The organism is Amycolatopsis sp. NPDC104775, assembly GCF_055583325.1.
Genome location: NZ_JBVJOE010000002.1, coordinates 1,072,879 through 1,095,247, shown reverse-complemented (window position 1 = coordinate 1,095,247; position 22,369 = coordinate 1,072,879). Strand labels below are relative to the sequence as shown.

Sequence of the window (22,369 nt, the reverse complement as noted above, 5' to 3'; positions counted from 1 at the left end):
GCGAGAGGCGTGCGCAAAATATCCGCCCCCGATCAAACTTCGATGAACCCGCAGAAGAAGCAGCAGGGCACCCGGCCGCGAACCGTCAGAGCTTGGCCGCGTCCGCGATCGCCTGCGCGAACGGCCGCGGCGCCTCCTGCGGCACGTTGTGCCCGATGCCGTCGAGGATCCGGTGCTCGTATTTTCCGGTGAACTTGGCCCGGTAGGCCTTGCCGTCCTTGGCCGCGCCGTCGAAGTCGCTGGACAGCGTGATCGCCGGGACGCCGATGGTCGCGCCGGCGGCGAGTTTCTGTTCGTAGGCGTCGTATTGCGGTTCGCCCGGAGCAAGGCTGAGCCGCCAGCGGTAGTTGTGGATGACGATCGCGACGTGGTCCGGGTTGTCGAACGCCGCCGCGCTGCGGTTATACGTCGCGTCGTCGAAGTTCCACGCGGGCGAGGCCGTCTTCCAGATCAGCTTGTTGAAATCGTGCCGGTTCGCCGCGTAGCCCGCGCGCCCGCGCTCGGTCGCGAAGTAGTACTGATACCACCAGCCCAGTTCGGCGGCCGGGGGCAGCGGCTGGAGGTTGGCTTTCAGGTTGGCGACGATGTACCCGCTGACCGGGACGACCGCCTGGCACCGCTCGGGCCACAGCGCCGCGATCACCGCGGCCGTCCGGGAACCCCAGTCGTACCCGCCAAGAATCGCTTTGTCGATCTTCAACGTGTCCATCAGCGCGACGACGTCGAGCGCGATAGCCGTCTGCTGGCCGTTGCGGACCGTGTCAGCCGACTTGAACACCGTCGGCCCGAACCCGCGCAGGAAGGGGATGATCACTCGAAACCCTTGCGCGGCAAGCAATGGCGCGACGTCGGCGTAGCTGTACGGGTCATACGGCCAGCCGTGCAGCAGGATCACCGGCTTGCCACCCGCGGGACCAAACTCGGCGTACGCCATGCTCACGAGACCGGCGTCGGCGTGCTTGATCGTGCCCAGCGAGGTGTGCTCGCCCGAGCCCGCGCGCAGATCGGCCCGAGCGGCGGGCTGCGGGGAGGCAGGCGAAGAGCAGGCAGCGAGAGAGGTCGCCGCCACCCCGGCCGCGAACATCTGGGTGAATCGTCTCCTGCTGATCATCTGAACTCCTGTGCGCGAAACCGTCGGACGGTCTCGACGCTAGGGAGCCCGGCCGCCGCCCGCGCCCGTCGGATGACGCAACCGGCGTAAGTCAGCCGCCGAGCGCCCGCACCGCGTCGGCCAGCTCGGCGCGGGAGCTCACGCCGAGCTTCGGGAAGATCCGGTGCAGGTGGGTCCCGACGGTCCGGTGCGAAAGATAGAGCCGCTGCCCGATCTCCCGGTTCGTCAGCCCCTCCGCGGCCAGCTGCGCGATGCTCAGCTCGTGCGGGGTCAGCTTGTCGCGCGCGTCCGGGCTCCGGTTCGGGCTCGACTCCCCCGCGCTGCGCAGTTCCCGCCGCGCCCGCTCGGCCCACGCCGTCAGGCCGAGCGCGTCGAAAGCCTCCCGAGCGGTACGCAGGTGCGCGCGCGATTCGACGACCCGGCGCTGTCGCCGCAACCACTCTCCGAAGGCTAGGTGGACCCGCCCGCGCTCGGCGGGCCACCCGCTCAAGTCCGCTTGCAAGGCGGCCGTGAACAGGTCTTCGGCGGTTTCCTTCGGCGCGAGCACGGCCCGCGCGTACCGCAGCCCGATGTGCAACGCCGGTGCGGACGACGTAACGGCCAACGGTTCCAGCTCGGCCAGGATTTCCCGCATCGCGTCGGTCTGCCCAGCCCGCACTGCGGCTTCGGTCAGCTCCGCGACGCAGTACGCGCGCAACGCCAGCTGGTAAGCCGGGTCGGCGGGGTCGAGCAACCGGCGCAGGTCGGCGAACGCGTCCTCGTACCGGCCTTCGCTCAACCCCACGAGCCCGCGCGCGAGCTGGACGGTGGCCAGCACCGGACGCGCACCGGCGGCGAGCCCGGCGCGTTCCGCCTCGTCGGCCAGGGCGTTCGCCTGCTTGTGGTCGCCGCGCAAAGCCGCGATCTCGGCCTGCACCGCCAGCGCCAGCCCGCCCATGAACGGCTGACCGGTCTCGTGGGCGAGCCGGACCGCCTCCGCGGCGGACGGCGCGGCACCGGCCAGATCGCCGAGCCGGACCCGGCTCCACGCCTGGACGGCCAGCGCCCGCGGCAACACCCCGAGCTTGCCTTGCGCCCGCAAACCCGGCACCGCGGCCGTCGAGAAGCGGGCGGCCAGGTCGAACGCGCCTACCTGCATGGACGCGCTGCCCAGGTAGCGGTCGGTTTCCGGGTCAGCTCCGGCCGCCCCGGCGAGCACTCGAAGCTGCTCCAGCACGGCGGTGCCGCGTTCGAACGGCGCGACGTACGCGGCGACTGCGATCAGGCGCGGGTCGTCGTCCGGGATGGGCAGCGCCGAGGCCACGTCCAGCAGCGTCCTGCGGGCCGCCGCGCCGGGTTCGGCCCAGAAACACCGCATCGCCGCGCCCCACAGGATCCGTATCGCGGCGTCGTCCTGCCCGTCGGCGGCGACGGATTCGGCGAGCGCCGCCAGCTCCCCGATCCGAGCGGGGTCCTCGCGGACACCGTCCTCGAAACCGCTGAGCAACTGGCTCGCGGTCGCTTTCAGCCGCGCGGAAAGCGGGCCGCTCCGAGCGTCTCGCACCAAGCGTTCGGCGGTCTCGCGGCGGCCCGATTCGACCGCCAGCTCGGCGGCCCGCAGCAACCGCTCCGCCCGCGCGTCCGGGTCTTCGCTGAGCCGCGCCGCCTGCTCCAGTGCCGAGATCGCCGCCGCTGCCCCGCCCCTCCGGCGAGCCCGGTCGGCGGCCGATTCCAGGGCCGCGGCCACGGTTTCGTCCGGACCGGCGGCCGCCCGGGCTTGGTGCCAGGCGTGCCGATCGGGCTGTTCGCGCACCGTCTCGGCCAACGCGAGCTGCGCCCGCCGCCGGTCCGCGAGCGTCGCCGCGGCGGGGATGGCCGACCGCATCAGCGGGTGCCGGAAGGTCACGCAGCCGACCGCGAACTCGATCAGCCGGGCCTCGACGGCGGGGCTCAGCACCTCGGGTTCGACCGGCGTGCCGAGGAAAACCCCCGTCGCGGCAAGGGTTTCGGCGATCGAGCCGGTCTCGTTGAGCGCCGCGACCAGCAGCGCGGCGCGGGTGGCTTCGGGCAGCGTCGCGACCCGCGAGGCGAACGTCCGCTCGAGCCGGTCGGTCAGCGGCAGGACCGGATCGAGCACGTCGAGGTCGGCCACCGCCGCGGGAAGCTCGGTCAGGGCGAGCGGATGGCCCGCGGACTCGGCGAGCAGCCGCGTCCGGACCATCGGGTCGAGCCGTGGCGCGACCGCGTCGAGCAGGTCCGCGGCGGCGTCGCCGGGAAGCCGGTCGAGCGGCATCGGGGAGAGACCGGCGTCGAGCAGCGGGCCGGGTCCGTCCCGGAGCGTCGCGATCAGCGCGACCGGCTCGGTCTCGATCCGCCGGGCGACGAACGCCAGGACGTCCGCGCTGGCGCGGTCCAGCCAGTGCACGTCCTCGGCGACGACCAGCACCGGTTTCGCGGCGGCGGTGTCGGCCAGCAGCGTCAAGGCGGCGAGCCCGACGAGGTAAGCGCTGGGTTCCGGCCCCTCCGCGAGCCCGAGCGCGGTCTCCAGCGCCGTCCGCTGCGGCGCGGGCAGCCCGGCCACGCCCGCGCGGACGGGGTGCAACAGCTGGTGCAGCCCGGCATAAGCGAGGTCTTGCTCGGCCTCGGCGCCGGTCGTGCGCAGCACCCGCGTCCCGGCGACCGAAGCAGCCGAGACCGCCGCCGCGACGAGCGCGGACTTCCCGATGCCGGCCTCGCCCCGGATGAGGACGCCGACGCGTCCTTCCGGGCCGTCCACCAGCTCGGTCAGCTCCTTGAGCTCGGCGTCCCGTCCGCGCAGCGTCATGATCCCCGACGATACCGGCAGACGACGTACGTCGACGGCGTCGTCCGACGGGCGCGAAGGGTGCGGCGGCCGCCTTAGTTTCAGGCGAAAGCGACCCTCCACAAAGGAAAGCGATGAGACGCACCCGAACACTTCTCTCGGCATTGCCGCTCGCCGCGCTGCTGGTGACCACCGTCACTCAGCTCGCGCCCAGCGCCGCCGCGGCCGAGACCACCTCCTGCGCCGCCACCGGAGTCACCGCGCCCAGCGGCGCGAAGATCGAATCGGTGCGGGCCGAGCCCAAGCCCGGCTACTGCGAAATCACCGTCACGCTCACCCACCCCGGGGCGAACGACCACGTCAAGGTCGGCGTCGCACTGCCGCAAACCGGATGGACCGGACGGCTGCAGGGAGTCGGCGGAAGCGCGTACGCCGCCGGTGACTTCGGCGCACCGCTGGCCCAGGCCGCCAAGGACGGCTACGCGGGCGTGACCACCGACGCCGGCGTCCTGACCGGCCTCGACACCTCGTGGGCGCTCACCGCGCCCGGCAAGGTCAACCAGCCGCTGCTGACGAACTTCGCGACCCGCTCCGTGCACGAGGCGGCGTTGATCGGCAAGGACGTCACGCAGCGGTTCTACCACCGGCCGGTGACCTACTCGTACTGGAACGGCTGCTCGACCGGCGGCCGTCAGGGCTACTCCGAGGCGCAGAACTACCCCGGCGACTTCGACGGCATCCTGGCCAACGCGCCTGCGGTCCACTGGACGCAGTTCGCGGTCGCGACGCTCTGGCCGCAGATCGTGATGAACCAGGAGCACGACTTCCCGAGTTCCTGCGTCTTCACCGCGTTCCGGCAGGCCGCGGTCAAGGCGTGCGACGCGAACGACGGCGTCAAGAACGGCATCGTCGACCGGCCGGACGAGTGCAGCTACGACCCGCGCTCCCTGATCGGCACGAAGGTCCTCTGCGACGGCAAGGAAGTCACCGTCACGGCCAAGGACGCCGACGTCATGCGCAAGATCTGGGCCGGGCCGACCGACGAACGCGGCCGCAAGCTGTGGGACGGCCTCCCGAAGGGCGCCGATTTCACCTGGCTGGCCGGAACCGGCGACAGCCCGTACGCCACCGGCTTCCCGGTCGCGGTCAAGTGGGTGCAGTCGTTCGTGGAGAAGCAGGCCGACTTCGACGTCTCGAAGCTCAGCTACGCTCAGTTCGCCCAGGTGTTCCGCCAGTCGGTGCGGGAGTACGACGACGTCATCGGCACCGCTGACCCGGACCTTTCGGCCTTCCGCCGGACCGGCGGCAAGCTGCTGACCTTCGTCGGCTCGGACGACCAGCTCATCCCGCCCGGCGGCACCCTGCGCTACCGCGCCGAGGTCGAACGGGCGATGGGCGGCTCCCACCGGGTGAACGACTTCTACCGGCTTTTCCTGGCCCCCGGCGTCGAACACTGCGGCGGCGGGGCGGGCGCGGCGCCCACGAACCCGCTCGGCGCGCTGGTCGACTGGGTCGAGCACGGCAAGGCCCCGGCCACCTTGGCGGCCGCGACCGCGGACGGGAAGCAGACCCGCGACCTGTGCGCGTACCCGCGGGTTTCGCGGTACCAGGGCTACGGCGACCCGGCCGTAGCGTCCAGCTACCGCTGCCGCTGACCTGTGCCGTGCGTGCCGACCCCAGCGGCACGCACGGCACTTCCTTCGTGACGTACAGCAATACAGTCAGGCGACGGCCGCGAAGAAGATCAACAGCGGCCTAGTTTTCTTGCTATGCCTCGTTTTCTTCGCATCGCCGCCCTCAGTTCAGCGGTCTTCCTCGCCGCGTGCTCCGCTCCTTCGAGCCCGTCGGCCACCCCCTCCGCACCCCCGGCGCCCGCCCCTGCCGCGGCGTCCTCGGATTGGCCGCCCGCGCCCGTCGTCCCGCTGCCGAGCCAGCCGCCGCCCGCACTCGTCGTCGACGCACCGCTGCCGGAGCAGCTCGCCAAAGGCCTGGTCGTTCTGCGTTACCGAGCGGAGAACCTGCGCATCGTCCCGGTCTACGGCCCGGCCGCGCTCGACGTCTCCCCGCGCATCGGCCACATCCACGTCACGGTCGACGACGCGCCGTGGCACTGGGCCGACGGCAGCGGCGAACCGCTGATCATCCAGGCGCTGCCGCCCGGACCGCACAAGGTGTGGATCGGGCTGGCCGACCCGACGCACAAAGTCCTCGACAGCAAAACCGTCAGTTTCATGGTTCCGGTGGGCGGCCACCACTGAGGAGACCGGCAGAATCGAGCCCATGCGACCAGTGCGACGCGAGGGCTCCCGATGACCGACCGAGCAGATCTCGTCGACGGCAGGCTCAAACTGCGGCATCTGCGCTACGTCGTCGCCATCGCCGAACAAGGCTCGCTGGTCGCCGCGGGCGAGCGGCTGCACGTCACCCAGCCGGTGCTGACCCGGGGGCTGCGCGAACTCGAGGCGATCCTCGGGGTCGAACTGTTCGAGCGCGGCCCCCGCGGGATGACGGCGACCCTGTTCGGGGAGGTCTTCGCCGACCACGCGAGGGCGGTGCTCGCCGAACTCCGCCAGGCCGGGCGGCATCTCGGAGAACTGGTCGAAGGGCACGCTGGCACCGTCACGATCGGCGCCTTCCTCGCCGGGGCGAGCGTGCTGCTGCCCCGCGCGGTCGCGCGGGTGAAAGCCGTCGCGCCGGACCTGACCGTCGTCATCCGGCACGGCGGCCCGGACGCGCTGCACGAGTCCCTGCTCGCTGGGGACGTCGATCTCGTCGTCGGCACGCTCGAACCGGCGAACAACGACCGGCTGCGCCAGCACCACCTCTACTACGAACCCGCCCGCGTGGTGGCGCGCAGCCAGCATCCCGCGCACCAGCGGCCGGGACTCACGATCGCCGACCTGATCGACGAACTCTGGTCTCTGCCGCCCGCCGACAACCCGCAGCGGCGGCAACTGGAGGAGCACCTTCTGCGCCGCGGCTTCTCGACCCCGGCCAACCGCATCGAATGCGGTTCGTTCCTCGCGGTGCGCGCCATCGCGCTGGAGACCGACACCCTGGTCGTGATGCCGCAACTGGTCGCCGAAACCGAACCGGGGCTGACCGCGCTCCCGGTCGACCTCGGCATCGTGGAATCGGTCGGCGTCACGCTGCCCGCGGGCAGGCAGCTCACCCCGACGATGCTGCTGATGACGCGGAAGCTGGACGAGGTCGCGGCCGAGATCCGGGCGTCGATCACCGGCTATGCCCAGCCGACATAGCCGAGCGCCACCCTGGCATTGGACGGGCATGTCCACGGCTCTTAGCGTGTGAGTCATGGAAATGAATTCCTCCTGCCGCACCCCTCCCGGTTCCGGTTCGGCGACAGTGGTGCGCCCGGTTCCGACAGTCGGCGGAAGTTTCCGGCTGATCGACGATTCCGGCGCCGCGGTCACCGAGCGCTCCTATTTCGGCAAATATCTGCTCGTCTTTTTCGGATTCATCCGGTGCCGGACGGTATGCCCGCCCGCGCTGACCCGGATAGACCGGGCGCTCGAAGAACTCGGCGATTTCGCGAATAGCGTGCAAGCCCTTTACGTGACAGTCGATCCGGAACACGACACTCCGGAGGTTATGCGCGCGTTTCTGGCCGCCAATCACCCGCGGATCACCGGGCTCTCCGGATCCGCCGCGGAAATCGAGTCGGCGCAGCAGGCTTACCACGTGCACTCCCGCCGCGTCGACGACCCGGATGGCTACCGGATGCCGCACAGCGCGTTCACCTATCTCATGGGTCCCGAGGGCGAATACCTCACCCACTTCGCGCCTCCGGCGGGCACCGATGACATCGTCGCCGCGCTGGAATCTTTCCTGGCGGCCCGGTGAGGACGGCGGCCCCGGACGTCTCGGGGTATCCCGCGCTCGACGACCGCCAGGCGGGCCACGTCCAGCACGTGCGCAATCTGATCGCCCAGCAGGACAACGAATGGGCAAACATGGGCAGCATGCTGTGGGGCCAGGAATGGACCGACGCCTATCGCTACCAGCTGACCCAGATGGCCTACACGCTGGGTTTCGCGCATTTCCACCATCTTCCCGCGGCACCCGGCGCGTTCCGTCCGGCCTTCGAGGAAATCATCCGGAAAATGCAGCTTCCGGAAGCGTGGGCGTACTGGCGCGAGACCAGCCGGGGAAGCCGCCGCAACAATCCGGACCTCACGCGCCTGCGCGAAGGCTGGCGTGACCCGGTCGTCAAAGAAAACATCATGTACAGCGGCCGGTTCTTCGCGATCCTCGGCATGCACAGCATGCTTTTCGACAGCGACCAGTACGACCGCGACGGGGCCCTTTCCTTCCGCTGGGACCCGCTGTTCCAAGGGCTCGGCACCGAGGTCTACGAGTACTCGCTCAGCTCGCTCGCCGACAACCTGTACTGGCAGATGGCCGAACAGGGCTGGTACGGCATCGTCTGCGAACCCAACTGTCTTTTCCTCGTCTGCAACCAGTTCCCCATCCTCGGTTTCCGGTTCCTCGACCTGCGGAAGGGCACCTCGGTCGCCGACGAGGTCACCTGCGCCTACCAGACGGCGTGGGACGAACGGGGATTCCTCAACGAATACGGCGAATACTGGCGGCTCTGGCTGGTCGAGCAGAACCGTCCGGAAATGCCGCTGGAAGGCGGCGGCAACGCCTGGACGGCGCTGAACCTGAACGCCTGGAACCGCGACCTGGTGCACCAGCTCTACCCGGACCAGATCCGCGACGAGATCCGGCGCACCCCGGACGGCCTGGTCACCCTCGCCGAACCGACCGCGGCCCTGGAAGCCCGCAAGGCCCGCCACGACGGCCGGGAACCGGAGTTCACCCGCGACCTGGAGTTCGCCTGGCGCGCACCGGCTTTCGGATACGTCGCGGCCTGCATGGCCGAGGTCGGCGACCACGAGAACCTGCGCGGCCTGCTCGGCTACGCCGACGCCTACCTGAATCCGACCTGGGAGAACGGCGGCCTGTTCTACCCGCGCGAAGACCGGTCGTTCGACGAGAACGGCAACATGATCTTCATGGACCGGCTGACCGGGAACGCGATGCTCGGCTACGCCCGGCTCAACGTCACCGACGGACTGTGGAAGATGTATCACCGTCCGTGGACCGCGGAGCACTTCCGCGAGCCCAGCGTGACCGGCGTCGACGGACGGGCCGAGTTCCTCCGCGCCTGGTACGACCGGCAAAAGTCTTTGCTGGCACTGACTTTGCGACCGGTGGCCGGAAAACAGACCGACGTGACGCTGCGGATCGCCAACGTCGACCGGCCCTGGCGACTGTTCCGCGACGACGTGCTCGCCGCCGATTCCGCCGGGCCGGCAGCACCCGGCCTGCGCGTCCGCTCCGAGGGGACCGACCTCGTCGTCACTCTCCCGCTGCCGACCCGCATCGCTCTGACGCTCTGCTTCTGAAGGGAAAAACCGTGAAACTGGCCAATGTGGACGGCCGTGCCGTTCTGCTGACCGAGCAGGACAAGGGAATCGACGTCGCCAAGGCGTCCGGAGGCCTGTTCGGTCTCGGTTCCCTCTACCAGAACTGGGACAAATTCCAGGCTTGGGCGGGGAAACTCGCCGCCGAACCCGACGTCGTCTTCACCCGTCCCCAGCTGGGCCCACCTTCCCCGGAGCCACGGCAGATCGTAGCGATCGGGCTCAACTACGACGCCCACGCGGCGGAGTCCGGTTTCGCCGTCCCGGACGGCCTTCCGCCAGTGTTCACCAAGTTCGTTTCCGCGCTGACCGGGCCGGACACCGAGGTCGTGCTGCCGCCGGGCGGCAACGTCGACTGGGAGGTGGAACTGGTCGCGGTCATCGGCCGGACTGCTTACCGCGTCGAGGAATCCGAGGCGTGGGACCACATCGCCGGGGTGACGATCGGACAGGACCTCTCCGAGCGCGTCTCGCAGCTGGCCGGTCCGGCCCCGCAGTTCAGCCTGGGCAAATCGTTCCCGGGCTTCGCCCCGGTCGGGCCGTGGCTGGTGACGCCGGACGAGCTGGCGGACCGCGACGACCTGGCGCTGAGCTGCGCGGTCGACGGCGAGACCGTGCAAGACGGCCGCACTCGCGAGCTGATCTTCCCGGTCGGGAAGCTGATTTCCGCACTGTCGCGGACGATCACCCTGTACCCGGGCGATCTCGTCTTCACCGGAACCCCGGCCGGGGTCGGCGTCGGCCGTACGCCGCAACGGTTCCTGCGGGCCGGAGAGGAACTGGTCAGCCGGATCGAAGGTCTCGGCGAAATGCGGCAGACCTTCGTGGCCGCGCGGGAGGACTGACATGGGAATGCACCGGCTGACCCGGGTCACGATGGGGGTCCCGAACGTCAGGGAAACCATTGCCTACTACGCCGAGTTCGGGCTCACGCACGTCGGCGACGGATCCTTCACCACTCTCGAAGGCGGTGAACAGCTGCGCGTCCGGCACGCGCCTTACCGGCAATTGCTCGAACTCGGCGTCGGGGTCGACGACGCCGACGACATCGCGCGAATCGCGGCGCGCCTGAACTGCCTCGGCGTAGTCAGCACCGAGACCGGGACCGCGGTCGCCGCGATCGAGCCGGTTTCGGGATTCACCGTCCGGGTCGAGATCTCGCCGCGGATCACGCAGCAGCCCGTCCTGGCCACGCCGTACAACGGGCCCGGCCGCATCGAGCGGTCCGGCCGCGCGCCCGGCGTGCTGCGCGACAGCCCGATCCGGCCGAAAAAACTCGGGCATTGCGTAGTGGGCACCACCGATCTCGACGCCACCATGCGGTTCTTCACCGAAGCCCTCGGTTTCAAGGTCAGCGACTACATCGGGCACAAGGGCGCGTTCCTGCGGTGCTCGGTCGACCACCACAACGTGCTCGCACTCGCCGCGCCGGTGAACTTCCTGCACCACACCTCTTGGCAGGTCGACGACATCGACGACGTCGGCCGGGGTGCCGCGGCGATGCTGAAGGGACGTCCCGAGCGGCACGTCTGGGGGCTCGGCCGCCACCACGCGGGTTCCAATTTCTTCTGGTATCTCAAAGACCCGGCGGGGAACTTCAGCGAGTACTACGCCGACATGGACTGCATCCCCGAGGACGAGGTCTGGACGCCGGAGGTCTTCGAAGGCGCCCAGGGCCTGTTCAGCTGGGGCCCGCCCCCGCCGCCGTCGTTCCTCGAACCGGACGACCTCGGCGCGCTCATGACCGGACAGCATTCCCCCCAATAACCCCGAAAAGGAAAGAAATCATGTCCACCGCACTGTACGTTCCGCAGATCCCGGACAACCTGAACATCCGCTTCGTCGAAAACCGCATCGTGGTCGACCGCCCGGCGCAGGAGGTGTACGACTGGGTGACCACCTGGTCGAACCTGCCGAAGTGGCTGCCGATGGCGACCGGGACCGAAGTGCGCCGCGGCACCGCGGACGTTCCCGCGGAACTCGGCGACGAGCTGCTCGAGACCATCGTTCCGGACCTGAACGAGAAGCCGAAGCTGTACACGGTGGTCGCGCGGGTCCCCGGAAAACTCTGGACGGTGGTCGGCCGCGACGTGCTCGACGACGGCTCCCTGGCCCCGGCGATGCACGCGATCGCCACCTTCACCACCTTCGACCTCGGCGACGGGACGACCCTGTTCTGCCGCCTGTTCGAGCGGCTGGTCCCGCCCACCGAACCGGCCGGACCGCACCCGGTCGAGGACTCGGCGCGCATCCAGCCCGGACTGGAATTGCTGAAGGCGCACATCGAGGGCACCGCCGCGTAGTACCGCGTTCTCGGCGACCACCCGGGGTCACTGTGCCGCCCGGCTCAGCCCAGCGACACAGTGACCCCTTCGCTGGCTACCGCGAGACGGTGATCGTCGGACCGTCCAATATCTCGTACGAGTAATTGTCCCCGACGAACTGGTGCTGAATCACGTACTGGCCGAGCTGCGCGTTGGCGAAAACCCCGATGGAGAAGGTGAAGGTTTTGCTGCCGTTGATCGGGACATCGCCGACGTCGTACCGAATAGTGTTTCCGGCCTGATAGCACCCGGCGCACGTGCTGACGTCCAAAACCTGATTGATCGCGCCGTTCGCCACCTCGAGGCCCAGCTTTCCGCCTTTCAGCGGATCAGCGTCCGCGTTCGACAGCGTAACCGAGAAGGACAGGGCCGCCCCTGGCGCGACAGTGGCCGGCGTAATGCTCACGGTGCTGGACGGCGCCGGGTCGGCGCTCGCGGAAGTGCTCATGGCCAGCAAGCCGAGAGCACACAACGCTGCGACAATAACCTTCTTCATGACAGCTGATCACCCACTCCATACTCGGCACAACACAAGAAAAAGGATTGATCCGCCCCGGTCGCGGCACGGCCGTTCGGAGCACGGCTGCTCATTCTTTCGGCCGCACCGCATTCCGCTGTTTTCTTTGGATTGACCACGGACGGGGAATTCGACCTCCTTCTGGGCCTGCCCCCGACAGGTCGACATCAGCCCGGGAATGATAGCGGCAATCGTGCCCGGTGCGCGAGAACTGTTTTGCCGCTCTCCTGCTTGGCCGAAGACAAATCGCCCATTTCTGCGGAGCGCCCTGGCGAAAGGCCTAACGCGGCCCGCGGACGGCTGTTGCGCCCGGCCTGATCGCTCGTCGGGCCATCGTCGCGCGACTGCTGCCCCAGGCATCCAGCACCAGACCGCTAACTGCCCTCGCGGCGGCAACTCTGTGACGCACCAGGAGCCTTGGAGCAATCGGCCCAGCGGCGAACAGGCTATCGCACTACGACATAGTCGCTGCCAGCCCGAGCCGCGGCGAGATCGGCGTGCGTGGAGGCTGTGGTCAGGAAACGCCCCCGGACGACGCGGACCCACGAACCGTCCAGAGGGAAGACGAGCACCAGCTTGGCCCCGTCGGTTCCGCGCAGCATCGAACCCTTCCGGAGGGTGCCGAGAAACTCGACGATGTCGCGTTCGATCTCCGCGGCGAATCCGCGGTATTTGTCCTGCGAAATGTCGTACAGATCGGTGTCGATGTCGTACGTGACCAGGGTGCCGGTCGCCGGATCGCGTGCCTCGAACTCCACCCCGAGCCAGCGCCGGGGATCGACGATCACAGTGGCCTGCCAGGTCAGCCCGCTGAGTTGCCATCTCACCGGCGCGTCGTCGGCGACCACCGTCCACTCGGTGGTCGCCGGCAACTCGCGGAGGAATGCAAGAAGTTCGCGGCCGGGCACGCGACCCAGTCTAGGCCACCCGGTTCAGCGGACGGTGAACGGCAAAATCGAATACGAATGCTGGCAGTCCAGCGCCACCCAGTAATTTCCGTTCCCCGCCGGGGTCACGTCCGGCCGCACCGTCACCAGCGCGGTGCCGACGTAGGTGTGCGGATTGTCCGGCAAACCGGTGAGCACGTTCGACCACAGCTGGCGCAGCGGACCGTCGTCCTTGCTGCATTGCCAGCTCATCGTCACCGTGTCGCCGGGCGCGCCCGAGTTCGGATCGAGCGTCAGCTGCGACGTGGCCGACGCGGGCGCCGCCACCCCGATCCCGGCCAGCACCAGCGCACTGAGCACCACAATTGTCCGGCGAATCATGACCCCTCCCCAGGTTTCGAATTCTCCACGATAGAACCGCGCGCTCCGCCCTGTCCAGGCGTCTCCGCGAGCAAACGCCGCCCCCGGCGTATTTCGAGGGCTTTGCCCGGCACTTCACTGAACTGGATTTTTTGCTGCGCAAAGTAAAATTCCCCGCCATCAGCCAGCTTCCGGATCAACGGGCAACGGCAATGGTCCGCGCCGAAAAAGCAGCGCGGCCAGCACCGCACTGGCGAGGAAAACCGCTGCCGCGACCCAGAACACCAGGTGGTATCCGGCGAAAGTCGCCGCGGCGAGGGTCTCCGGCCGGGTGGCATCCGCCGGGTGCGCGGCCAGGTATCCGGCGACCGCGGACGTCGTGAGCGAACTGAACACCGCGGTCCCGATGGACCCGCCGATCTGCTGGGCGGTCGTCACCAGCGCGGACGCCACCCCGGCGTCGTGCGGCTCGACACCGCTGGTCGCGGCGTTCTGCACCGGCCCGAAGATGAACCCGAAACCCACGCCGGTCACGAGCAGAGCGGGCAGGATATTGGCCGCGTAACTCGAATCCGCGCCGATTCCGGTGAGGACGACCATGCCGGCCGCGGCGAGCAGACAGCCCAGCGGGACGATCGGCCGAGGCCCCCAGCGCGGCAGCAGCACCGACCCGGAGAACACCGCTCCCGCCATGACCAGGGCGATCATCGGAAGAAACGCGACACCGGTCTGCACTGGGCTGAATCCCAGCGTGTTCGCGAGATAGAACGTGAGGAACAGGAAAACGGCGAACATGCCGGTTCCGGTGATGCCCAGGGTCAGGTACGCCGCTCCGCGGACGCGGTCGAGGATCACCCGCAGCGGCAGCAGCGGATGGGCGGCGCGGCGCTCGATGACCACGAAGGCGGCGATGAGCGCGACGCCCGCGAGAACCGGCCCGAACGTCCGGATGTCGTGCCAGCCGTTCCTTTCCGCGGTGCCGAGACCGAAGACAACCCCGATCAGGCCCAGTACCACGGCGGTTGTACCCGCGAGGTCGAGCCGGACCCGCTGCGGCCGATCGCCGTCGTGAAGCAGAATCAGCCCGCCGACGAAGGCGAACGCGGCGATGATCAGGTTGACGTAGAGACACCAGCGCCACGACAAGCTCTGCGTAAGGACGCCGCCTAGCAGGAGTCCCACCGCGCCGCCCGCGCCGGAGATCGCGCCGAAAATGCCGAACGCGCGACCGCGTTCCTTCGCGTCATCAGCGAAAGTGATGGACAGCAAGGACAATGCGGCTGGGGCCAGCAGCGCGGCGAACGCGCCTTGGCCGATCCGCGCGGCCAGCAGGGTCGCGAAGCTCCCGGCGGCGCCGCCGACCGCGGAGGCGAGCGCGAACCCGCCGATGCCGACGAGGAAAAGCCGCTTCCGGCCGAAGTAGTCGGAGAGCCGGCCGCCCAGGAGCAGCAGACTGCCGAACGCGAGCGCGTAGCCGGTCAGCACCCATTGCCGGTCATCGGCGGGGAAACCGAGGGCGTGCTGCGCGCTCGGCAGGGCGATGTTGACGATCGTGGAGTCGAGGATGTCCATCAGCTGGGCGAGGCTCAGCACGACGAGCGCCAGCCAGCGATGCTTGTGGCGCAGGGCGTTTCCGGGCGCGCTCCGAGGAGCCGACGGGGTGGTCCCGGTCGGCGAGAGGTCAGAATTCATGAAGTTCTCTCGGTTGAGGAAGGAGATCCGTCAGCCGGGCAGGAGCACGAGTTTTCCGCGCACGCGGCCCGATTCGCCGACCCGATGCGCTTCCGCGACCTCGGTCAGCGGGAACGTCTGCCCGACGGGCAGGGTGAACTGGCCAGCTTCGACCAGCTCGCCAAGTTGAGATATCACATAGAGCGCGTGTCCGCCGTCGCCGCGGCTGAACCGCACGCCGTAGTGCTGCGCGCCAGCGAAATCGGCGACGGTGATGACATGCTCAGCACCGCCCGCGAGCTGAATCAGCTCCGGCAGGACACCACTTCCGGCGACGTCCAGCGCCAGGTCGACGCCCTCAGGCGCGATAGCTCGGACCCGCTCTGACATACCAGAGCCGTAGGCAATGGGTTCAGCACCAAGAGAGCGCAGAAAGTCATGCGTGGCAGGGCTTCCCGTGCCGATCACCCGTGCGCCCCGGGCCACGGCAAGCTGCACCGCCGCGCTGCCGACAGTGCCGGAAGCACCGTTGACGAGCACCGTAGTGCCGCTCTCGACGTCGAGCTGATCGAGCGCACGCGCGGCGGTCTCAGCCGCGGCGGGCAGTGCAGCGGCCTCCGCGAAGCCGAGCGACGGCGGGATAGGCGCGTAGCAGAACAGCACAGCCAGTTCCGCTTGCGCACCACCGGAAGCAGCGAATCCGAACACGCGGTCGCCGAGCGCGACATCCGTGACGCCCTCGCCCAGCTCGTCCACGATGCCCGCCGCTTCGTATCCCATGGTCTGCGGGAGTTCCTGGTCCAGCAAGCCCTGGCGTTTCTTCCAGTCGCTCGCGTTCATTCCCGCGGCACGCACGGAAATCCGGATCTCACCGGGACCGGGGTGCGGGTCCGGGACGTCCACGAGTTCGAGGACTTCCGGGCCGCCGAAGGTGCTGAACCGGACCGATTTCACGAGGTGTTCCCTTCCCGGCCGATGCCGAGGATCGAAGAGGCAGCCACGGGAAATCGTGGCTCGCCCGCGGGTTCGCGGGCGGCTGTTCCGGCAGACGCTCTCGTCAGCGCTGGGCTGAGGCCTGCTGTCGCCTTACGAACACCGTTCTATCAACGAACGGTGTTCTTGTCAAACCGCACGGACCCACCGTCAAGACGCAGAGGACACACTCACAGAGAGCGCGCGACTAATCGGGCCAGGCCCTGAGCTCGGCAGACGTGCCCAATACCGATCTAGCGGCCGGTTCGCCGCTCAATGAAACCGCCGGGAGACCGAACCGTCCTACCGACGAGCCAGACCGTCGATCAGCACCTCAAGCGCGAAGTCGAACCGATCGTGCCCCTCCCCGGCAGTCAGTTCGACAGCATGGCTTGCGGTATAAGGAAATTCATCCTCCGGCAGCGAGGCGAGCCGATGCTGCATCTCGTCCCGCCCGACCACCCACACGGCGTCCTTCTCCGCCACCCGCCGCCGAACGATCGACGTCTCAAGGCAGTACGCGGCCACGTAGAGCAGCAGGGAATCCACGCCCCATGCCGCGGCCTGCGCCGGGACTCCGCCGTTCAGCAGGATCGCCAGCATCCCCTCGGTGAGCCGCGCGGTGTCCCGGTCCGTAGGCGCCACCGCGAACGCCGCGCCGGAGATCCCGGGGTAAGCCAGATACAGGTCGCGCAACTGGACGCACACGTCGCGAACCTGCCCGCGCCAGTTCGCGGCGTCCGGCTTCGGCAGGACGATTTTCGCGGCCAGCCGCGCGACGAGCAGTTCGTCGAGATCGGTTTTGTTGACCACGTGCGCGTAAAGCGAGGCCGGGCCGGTATTCAGCGCGTCGGCCACCCGGCGCATGGACAATGCCTCGTACCCCTCGGTGGCGATGATCCCCAGCGCGGCGTCGACGACCTGCTCGACCGTGATCGGCACCGTACGCCGCCGAGGCTTCGGGCTGGTTCCAGTCTTCGAAGGCTGATGCCGGGCCGCACGCCGTTCCTTGGGGTCCACAGGCTCACCCTAACCTGGCGTGGCCGCCGTTCGTTCACCGAACGCCGTTCGCCGACAGCCCGGACCATTGGCGCGCCGTCCGGTTCTCCATATGCAGTTCACCGGTATATGCTCCCGGCATGAACGACGGTGCTCTACGCGAGCCGACCTTCCTGGTCCTCACCGCGCTCGCCGCCCAGCCGCAACACGGCTACGGCGTGCTGCGGGATGTCGAGACAATCTCGGACGGCCAGGTCACCCTGCGCGCCGGAACGTTGTACGCCGCGCTGGACCGGCTTCACGCGGAGGGCTGGGTGGAAGTGGATCGCGAGGAAGTCGTGGACAGCAGGCTGCGCCGCTACTACCGGCTGACCGAAGCGGGAGCCGCGCGGCTGACCGCCGAAGTCCAGCGACGGCAACGCCACACCATCGCCGCCGAACAGCGGCTCCAGCTCCGCGGCGCGGGAAAACTGGCCTGAACGGCGGCTTGCTGGCTTTGAACCCGTGCGCCCATGGCGAGGGATCCGCCAGCCCCACGAAGAGAAACCGGAGCAAGCCCGGTGAAGTGCCGCCCAGGCGCACTGGTGACACGCCTTGAGCGGATACGACTGTCGAGACATTCTGGCGATAGTCAGCCTGCTCGCACCGGTGGTTTGCTGACCGGAGCCGTTGCGACCGGAATTCCCGCGCGATTAACGAATGAACCCTCAAGGCACGATCACGAGTTTTCCACCCTTCGGCGTACGGTCGCGTTCAAGCTCCGTAAGCGCCTCGATCGCACCGGAAAGCGTTACCGCGCGGCCGATCGGCAACCGCAACGTGCCCTGCCCAGCAGCTCGCGCGACCTCTTCGAGATCCTCGGTGACCGGCTGGGCGATCAAGACCTGAAACGGCCCCGGCTGGGCGCTTCTCGCGAATTTCTCCGGAGTGGGATTGATGTCGAGAACGCGCCCGCCAGGTTTCAGCAGCATTCGCGATGTTTCAAACGGAAGCGTGCCAGCAGTGGCAAGGACGAGGTCGAACTGTCCACTGAGCGGCACCGGATCGAAATCGAACCCGACAATCGGCGTCACCCCCAGGTCGTGCGCATCCTTCTCCGCGCCAGGACGGCAACTACCGCCCACCAGAGCGTGGTGCGCCAACGCGACCTGGACAGCAGCCCGGCCGACCCCGCCAAGACAGCCGTGCACGAAAACGGCTTGCCCGGATCGCAGCTCCCCGGCGCGGATCAAGGCCTGAAAAGCGGTGAGCCCGACGGTCGGAAGCGCGGCGGCCTCCTCGAACGTGAGCCCCGCGGGCTTCTTCACTACGGCTTTCGCATCGGCGACCACCACCTCGGCGAAGGCTCCGGAATCCTCGATCTGCGCCCCGCCCAGCACTTCGTCGCCGACGCTGAGCCGGGCGACGCCGCTGCCGACCGCCTCGACGACACCCGCGAAGTCATGCCCCAGCCCGCGCGGAAAGCGCTGGCCGGTCACCGGTTCCAGGTTGCCGCGCCGGATCCCCCAGTCCATCGGATTGGCCGCCGCGGCGCGCACCCGGACCAGCACCTCGCCATCGCCGGGACGGGCCGGTTCGAAGTCCTCCAGCCGCATCACCTCGGGGCCGCCGTACTGGTGGTACTGAATGCGTTTCGCCATGCCGGACCTCCGTGATGTCATCTGGTGACATCACGATACCTCAGCGATGACACCTGGTGCCATGAGGCTGCGACCGAAGGCTCGCCCAAGCCAGCCCAGCCGCGCGTGTCCTCGAAGTGGCACCGCCGGAAACGGGCCTTGGCGACGACTGGGCTGCACGCCACCGTGAGCGCCGGGTCCCGCACGATCACCAACCTCGGCGACGGCATTCACCGCCGAGGCGATCGCGGCAGGAACGCCCACTATCCCCAACCGCTACCCCGCCGCGACTTCCCCGCTGACGCCCCGAACCAAGGCGTCCCAGAAGCCCAGGGTTCGCCGGATTCACCACGATCGCCAAACTCGGCAGCCGGATTCACTCCCGCCGAGGCGATCGCGGCGGGAACGCTCACGATCCCCGCCCCCTACCCCGCCGCGACTTCCTCCACCGAGGCCCCAAGCCGCACCCACCTCGTCGCCCCGAGCGTGCGCAGGAACGGCACGTCATGGCTGACCACGACAAGCGCACCAGCGTACGACTCCAGCGCCTGCGACAACTGCCGGACACTGGACAGGTCCAGATTGTTCGTAGGTTCGTCCAGCAACAGCAGTTGCGGCGCGGGTTCCGCCAGCAGCAGCGTCGCCAGCGTCGCCCGGAAACGCTCGCCTCCGGAGAGGCTTCCGGCTGGCAAATCCGCCCGACTGCCGCGCAGCAGGAAGCGCGCGAGTTGCGCGCGGATCTCGTTGTTCGAAGCGGAAGGAGCCGCCCGGGCCACGTTCTCCGCGGCCGACACCGTGTCGTCCAGGAGGTCGAGCCGTTGCGGCAGCCAGCGCACCGGTACCGGGACCCGGACCGTCCCGGAGCGCGGCTCGATCGCGCCGGTGATCGTTTGCAGCAGCGTGGTTTTGCCGGAACCGTTGGGCCCGACGAGCGCGATGCGTTCCGGCCCGCGCACTGCGAGGTTCACCGCGAGCCCGTTCCGAAGCTCCACATCGGACAGCGTGAGCACTTCTTTTCCGGACGGCACCGAGGTTTCCGGCAGCTCGATCCGGATCTCCTCGTCGACGCGGACCGCTTCCTCCGCCTCCTTCAACCGGTCCTTCGCCTCGGCCACCTTGCCGAGGTGCATCGTGCGGTGCTTGCCAGCGGCGATTTCCGCGTCCTCCTGCCGTTTGCGCATCCGGACCTTCGGCTCGCGCTTGTTCTCCCACTGTTTCCGGCCGTACCGGGCGCGCCGGTCCAGCTTCGTCCGCGCCTCGATCAGCTCCCGCTTCTGCCGTTTGAGATCCGACTCCGCGGCACGCATCATGCGCGCGGCCGCCTCCTGCTGGACGGCCACCGCCGCCTCGTAATCCTCCAGATTGCCGCCGTAAAAGGTCACCTCCCCAGCCCGGAGATCGCCGATCCGGTCAACGTGCCGCAGCAATTCGCGGTCGTGAGATACCAGGATCAGCACTCCTTTCCACGCCTGGACCGCCTCGCCGACCAGCCGCCGGGCGCGCCGGTCGAGATTGTTGGTCGGTTCGTCGAGCACGAGCACGTCCGGCTGCCGGACGAACTGCGCGGCGAGGCCGAGCAGGATCAGTTCGCCGCCCGACAGCTCCCCCGCCCGCGCGTCCAGGGCGACCTGCGTGAGGCCGAACTGATCGAGCGTCGCCCGGGTACGTTCCTCGACGTCCCACTGCTCGCCGACGGTCGCGAAATGACGTTCGTCGGTTTCCCCGCGTTCGATCGCGGCGAGCGCCGACCGGACCTCCGCCACGCCGAGCACCTCGTCCACGCGGCGTTCGGCGGCGAGGATGAGGTTCTGCGGCAGGTAGCCGAGTTCGCCGGACACGCTGATCGTGCCCGCGGCAGGCCGCAGTTCCCCGCAGATCAAGCGCAGCAAGGTGGATTTGCCCGAACCGTTCACTCCGATCAGGCCGGTGCGGCCCTCGCCGATCGCGAGGCTGAACCGGTCGAACACGACCTCGCCGTCCGGCCAGGCGAAACTGAGGTCCGAGCACACAATGGACGTAGACATAGGCGTACCTCCCCGTTCACGGATGGGACAAGAACGTGGAGACACCGCGGGACACACGCGTGCACCGAGACGGGATTGCCGGATTCCGGCTGCCGTCATCCGAGGCCAGACGCGCGACGGGCAGGAACAGCCCGGAGTCGCGGTGTCTATACACCTCAGAAGATCAAGGTCATCTCTCCGATGAACGGCAGCAAGTGGTGCCAGTTTACGCAACGGGCTCCAGGCCGCGCAAACGAATTTACGCGGCGGGCGCGGTCCCCAGGGAGACCGCGCCCGCTGCCAGTCAGTTGCCGTGCTTCCCAGGGGCCGCGCTGCCGGTGTACGAGGCGAGCCCGGAGACGAGGTCCGCGATGTCCGGCACGTTCTCGAACCGGGTCCGGTGGACCTCGGCGATCTTCGCGCCGATCTCCGGATCCGGATCGTCGGTGATGTCCGACGACATGAACTCCTCCACCAGCGGCAGCCCGATCCGGTCCAGCTCGAGATGCGCCGGGTGGTTCATGTAGTCCGCGTACGCCTCGATGTCCTCGAGCACCAGGACGGCGCCGTACTCGTACTTCCCGCCGAAATCGGGACCGATGACGCGCGCCTTGACCGCCGGGATCGCGTCGATCTGCTCGCGCATTTTCACGCCGGTCGCGGCCTTTTCCTCCGGCGTGACGCCGGGCTTGAACGTGAAGCGAATGCTGTGGTAGATCATCGGAATTTCCTTTCAGAAAGCCGCGAAAGCGGTGGCGTAGTCACGAGCGAAATCGGTGAGATCCCGGGCGGGGCGCCCGGTGAGGTCGGCGACGGAGGTGTGCACCTCGGCGGCCTCGCCCCGGGAGTAGTGCGCGTAGTCCTCGGCGAGGCCGCCGATCTGCCACGACGGGAGCAAGCCGGTCAGCGCGGTGGCGAACTGGTCCGCGGAGGCGTCGTGGAAGGCGATGTCCCGCCCGGTGGCGGCGGAGAGCGCGGCGGCGATCTCCGGGTGGGTCACGGCCCGCGGTCCGGTGAGGGTGTAGGTGCGGCCGGAGTGTCCGGCGGAAGTCAGTACGGCAGCGGCGGCGGCTGAGATATCTCTGGTGTCTATCGCGCTGACGGCCGCGTCGCCGATCGGAGCGGCGAAGAAGCCTTGTGCGATGGTGGCGGAGAAGTTGAGCAGCCCTTGGAAGAAGAGGTTCGGGCGGAGCACGGTGTAGTCGAGCCCGAGCTGCTCGACGTGCGCCTCGACTTCGGCGTGCCAGCGCAGGAAGCGCACCGGCGAATCGGCGCGGGCCGCGTGCTGGGACAGCAGCACGAGCCGGCCGACACCGGCGTCGCGGGCCAGGTTCGCGAACTGGATCTGGAGTGCGGCCGCGTCCGGCGCGGAGGGGCTGTTGAGGAAGACCGCGTCGACGCCTTTCAGCGCCACGGCGATCGAGGCCGGGTCCTGCAAGTCGGCGATGACGGTCTCGACGCCGTCGATGGGACGGCCCCGCGTCATGGCGCGGACGGTGCTGCCGCGGGCTTGCAGGGCGGGGATGAGCGCGGAGCCGACGGTCCCGGTCGCGCCGGTGACGAGCACGGTGTCCATTGTGGAAAGTCCTTTCTCCGATGTCCTGCCATCACTCTCGCCCCGGTGCCCGCCCGCTCGCGTCGGCGACAATCGCCTACTTCGCCTACCTCTAAGGT

Annotated in this window: 21 protein-coding genes; 9 read left to right on the top strand and 12 right to left on the bottom strand. The window is 68.8% G+C overall.

The window, feature by feature from the left end; all coding sequences use genetic code 11:
* Positions 1-85: 85 nt before the first annotated feature.
* Both ACZ63D_RS13785 and ACZ63D_RS13780 read right to left on the bottom strand, forming a co-directional pair.
* Positions 86-1,111, bottom strand: coding sequence for an alpha/beta fold hydrolase (locus ACZ63D_RS13785; protein WP_465354630.1), 1,026 nt, complete (start codon positions 1,109-1,111; stop codon positions 86-88).
* A gap of 91 nt (positions 1,112-1,202) precedes the next feature.
* Positions 1,203-3,914, bottom strand: a complete 2,712-nt coding sequence (locus ACZ63D_RS13780; protein ID WP_465354629.1) for a helix-turn-helix transcriptional regulator — start codon at positions 3,912-3,914, stop codon at positions 1,203-1,205.
* Positions 3,915-4,027: 113 nt separating this feature from the next.
* On the opposite strand from ACZ63D_RS13780, the gene ACZ63D_RS13775 reads away from it, so the two are divergent.
* From ACZ63D_RS13775 to ACZ63D_RS13740, 8 genes are all read left to right on the top strand, one after another.
* Positions 4,028-5,548 carry a tannase/feruloyl esterase family alpha/beta hydrolase gene (locus ACZ63D_RS13775; RefSeq protein WP_465354628.1) on the top strand — a complete coding sequence of 507 codons (1,521 nt, stop codon included), beginning with the start codon at positions 4,028-4,030 and terminating at the stop codon, positions 5,546-5,548.
* A 114-nt stretch (positions 5,549-5,662) separates the two neighbouring features.
* A complete protein-coding gene (locus ACZ63D_RS13770) occupies positions 5,663-6,151 on the top strand; it encodes a DUF6130 family protein (protein WP_465354627.1) in 489 nt (162 codons plus the stop codon).
* 51 nt (positions 6,152-6,202) lie between these two features.
* Positions 6,203-7,153 (top strand): LysR substrate-binding domain-containing protein, encoded by a 951-nt coding sequence (locus tag ACZ63D_RS13765; RefSeq protein ID WP_465354626.1) that lies wholly within the window; start codon positions 6,203-6,205, stop codon positions 7,151-7,153.
* Positions 7,154-7,208: 55 nt separating this feature from the next.
* Positions 7,209-7,757, top strand: a complete 549-nt coding sequence (locus ACZ63D_RS13760; RefSeq protein ID WP_465354625.1) for an SCO family protein — start codon at positions 7,209-7,211, stop codon at positions 7,755-7,757.
* Positions 7,754-9,325: a linalool dehydratase/isomerase domain-containing protein gene (locus ACZ63D_RS13755; RefSeq protein ID WP_465354624.1), complete on the top strand. Its 1,572-nt coding sequence runs from the start codon at positions 7,754-7,756 to the stop codon at positions 9,323-9,325. The genes ACZ63D_RS13760 and ACZ63D_RS13755 overlap by 4 nt, the downstream gene beginning before the upstream one ends.
* Before the next feature lie 11 nt (positions 9,326-9,336).
* Positions 9,337-10,188 (top strand): fumarylacetoacetate hydrolase family protein, encoded by an 852-nt coding sequence (locus ACZ63D_RS13750; protein ID WP_465354623.1) that lies wholly within the window; start codon positions 9,337-9,339, stop codon positions 10,186-10,188.
* Position 10,189: 1 nt separating this feature from the next.
* On the top strand, positions 10,190-11,110 hold the full coding sequence (locus tag ACZ63D_RS13745) for a VOC family protein (RefSeq protein WP_465354622.1): 921 nt from the start codon (positions 10,190-10,192) through the stop codon (positions 11,108-11,110).
* 20 nt (positions 11,111-11,130) lie between these two features.
* Complete coding sequence (locus tag ACZ63D_RS13740) at positions 11,131-11,646, top strand: SRPBCC family protein (RefSeq protein ID WP_465354621.1); 516 nt, start codon at positions 11,131-11,133, stop codon at positions 11,644-11,646.
* Between the two features lie 76 nt (positions 11,647-11,722).
* On the opposite strand, the gene ACZ63D_RS13735 is transcribed toward ACZ63D_RS13740, so the two are convergent.
* The 6 genes from ACZ63D_RS13735 to ACZ63D_RS13710 form a co-directional block, all read right to left on the bottom strand.
* The gene (locus ACZ63D_RS13735; protein WP_465354620.1) at positions 11,723-12,115 is read right to left on the bottom strand and encodes a hypothetical protein; all 393 of its coding nucleotides are present in this window, start codon (positions 12,113-12,115) and stop codon (positions 11,723-11,725) included.
* Between the two features lie 515 nt (positions 12,116-12,630).
* Positions 12,631-13,092: a hypothetical protein gene (locus ACZ63D_RS13730; RefSeq protein WP_465354619.1), complete on the bottom strand. Its 462-nt coding sequence runs from the start codon at positions 13,090-13,092 to the stop codon at positions 12,631-12,633.
* A 24-nt stretch (positions 13,093-13,116) separates the two neighbouring features.
* Entirely contained in the window at positions 13,117-13,452 is a 336-nt protein-coding gene (locus tag ACZ63D_RS13725; protein ID WP_465354618.1) for a hypothetical protein, read from the bottom strand.
* Positions 13,453-13,611: 159 nt separating this feature from the next.
* The gene (locus tag ACZ63D_RS13720; RefSeq protein WP_465354617.1) at positions 13,612-15,123 is read right to left on the bottom strand and encodes an MFS transporter; all 1,512 of its coding nucleotides are present in this window, start codon (positions 15,121-15,123) and stop codon (positions 13,612-13,614) included.
* A gap of 30 nt (positions 15,124-15,153) precedes the next feature.
* Entirely contained in the window at positions 15,154-16,056 is a 903-nt protein-coding gene (locus ACZ63D_RS13715; protein WP_465354616.1) for an NADP-dependent oxidoreductase, read from the bottom strand.
* Positions 16,057-16,377: 321 nt separating this feature from the next.
* Positions 16,378-17,094, bottom strand: coding sequence for a TetR/AcrR family transcriptional regulator (locus ACZ63D_RS13710; protein ID WP_465354615.1), 717 nt, complete (start codon positions 17,092-17,094; stop codon positions 16,378-16,380).
* A gap of 119 nt (positions 17,095-17,213) precedes the next feature.
* On the opposite strand from ACZ63D_RS13710, the gene ACZ63D_RS13705 reads away from it, so the two are divergent.
* Entirely contained in the window at positions 17,214-17,552 is a 339-nt protein-coding gene (locus ACZ63D_RS13705; protein ID WP_465354614.1) for a PadR family transcriptional regulator, read from the top strand.
* Positions 17,553-17,780: 228 nt separating this feature from the next.
* Here the strand turns inward: ACZ63D_RS13705 and ACZ63D_RS13700 are convergent, their stop codons facing one another.
* The 4 genes from ACZ63D_RS13700 to ACZ63D_RS13685 form a co-directional block, all read right to left on the bottom strand.
* Positions 17,781-18,713: an NADP-dependent oxidoreductase gene (locus ACZ63D_RS13700; RefSeq protein WP_465354613.1), complete on the bottom strand. Its 933-nt coding sequence runs from the start codon at positions 18,711-18,713 to the stop codon at positions 17,781-17,783.
* Positions 18,714-19,117: 404 nt separating this feature from the next.
* Entirely contained in the window at positions 19,118-20,716 is a 1,599-nt protein-coding gene (locus ACZ63D_RS13695; protein WP_465354612.1) for an ABC-F family ATP-binding cassette domain-containing protein, read from the bottom strand.
* Positions 20,717-20,999: 283 nt separating this feature from the next.
* On the bottom strand, positions 21,000-21,416 hold the full coding sequence (locus tag ACZ63D_RS13690; protein WP_465354611.1) for a Dabb family protein: 417 nt from the start codon (positions 21,414-21,416) through the stop codon (positions 21,000-21,002).
* Positions 21,417-21,428: 12 nt separating this feature from the next.
* On the bottom strand, positions 21,429-22,271 hold the full coding sequence (locus tag ACZ63D_RS13685) for an NmrA family NAD(P)-binding protein (RefSeq protein WP_465354610.1): 843 nt from the start codon (positions 22,269-22,271) through the stop codon (positions 21,429-21,431).
* Between the last annotated feature and the right edge of the window lie 98 nt (positions 22,272-22,369).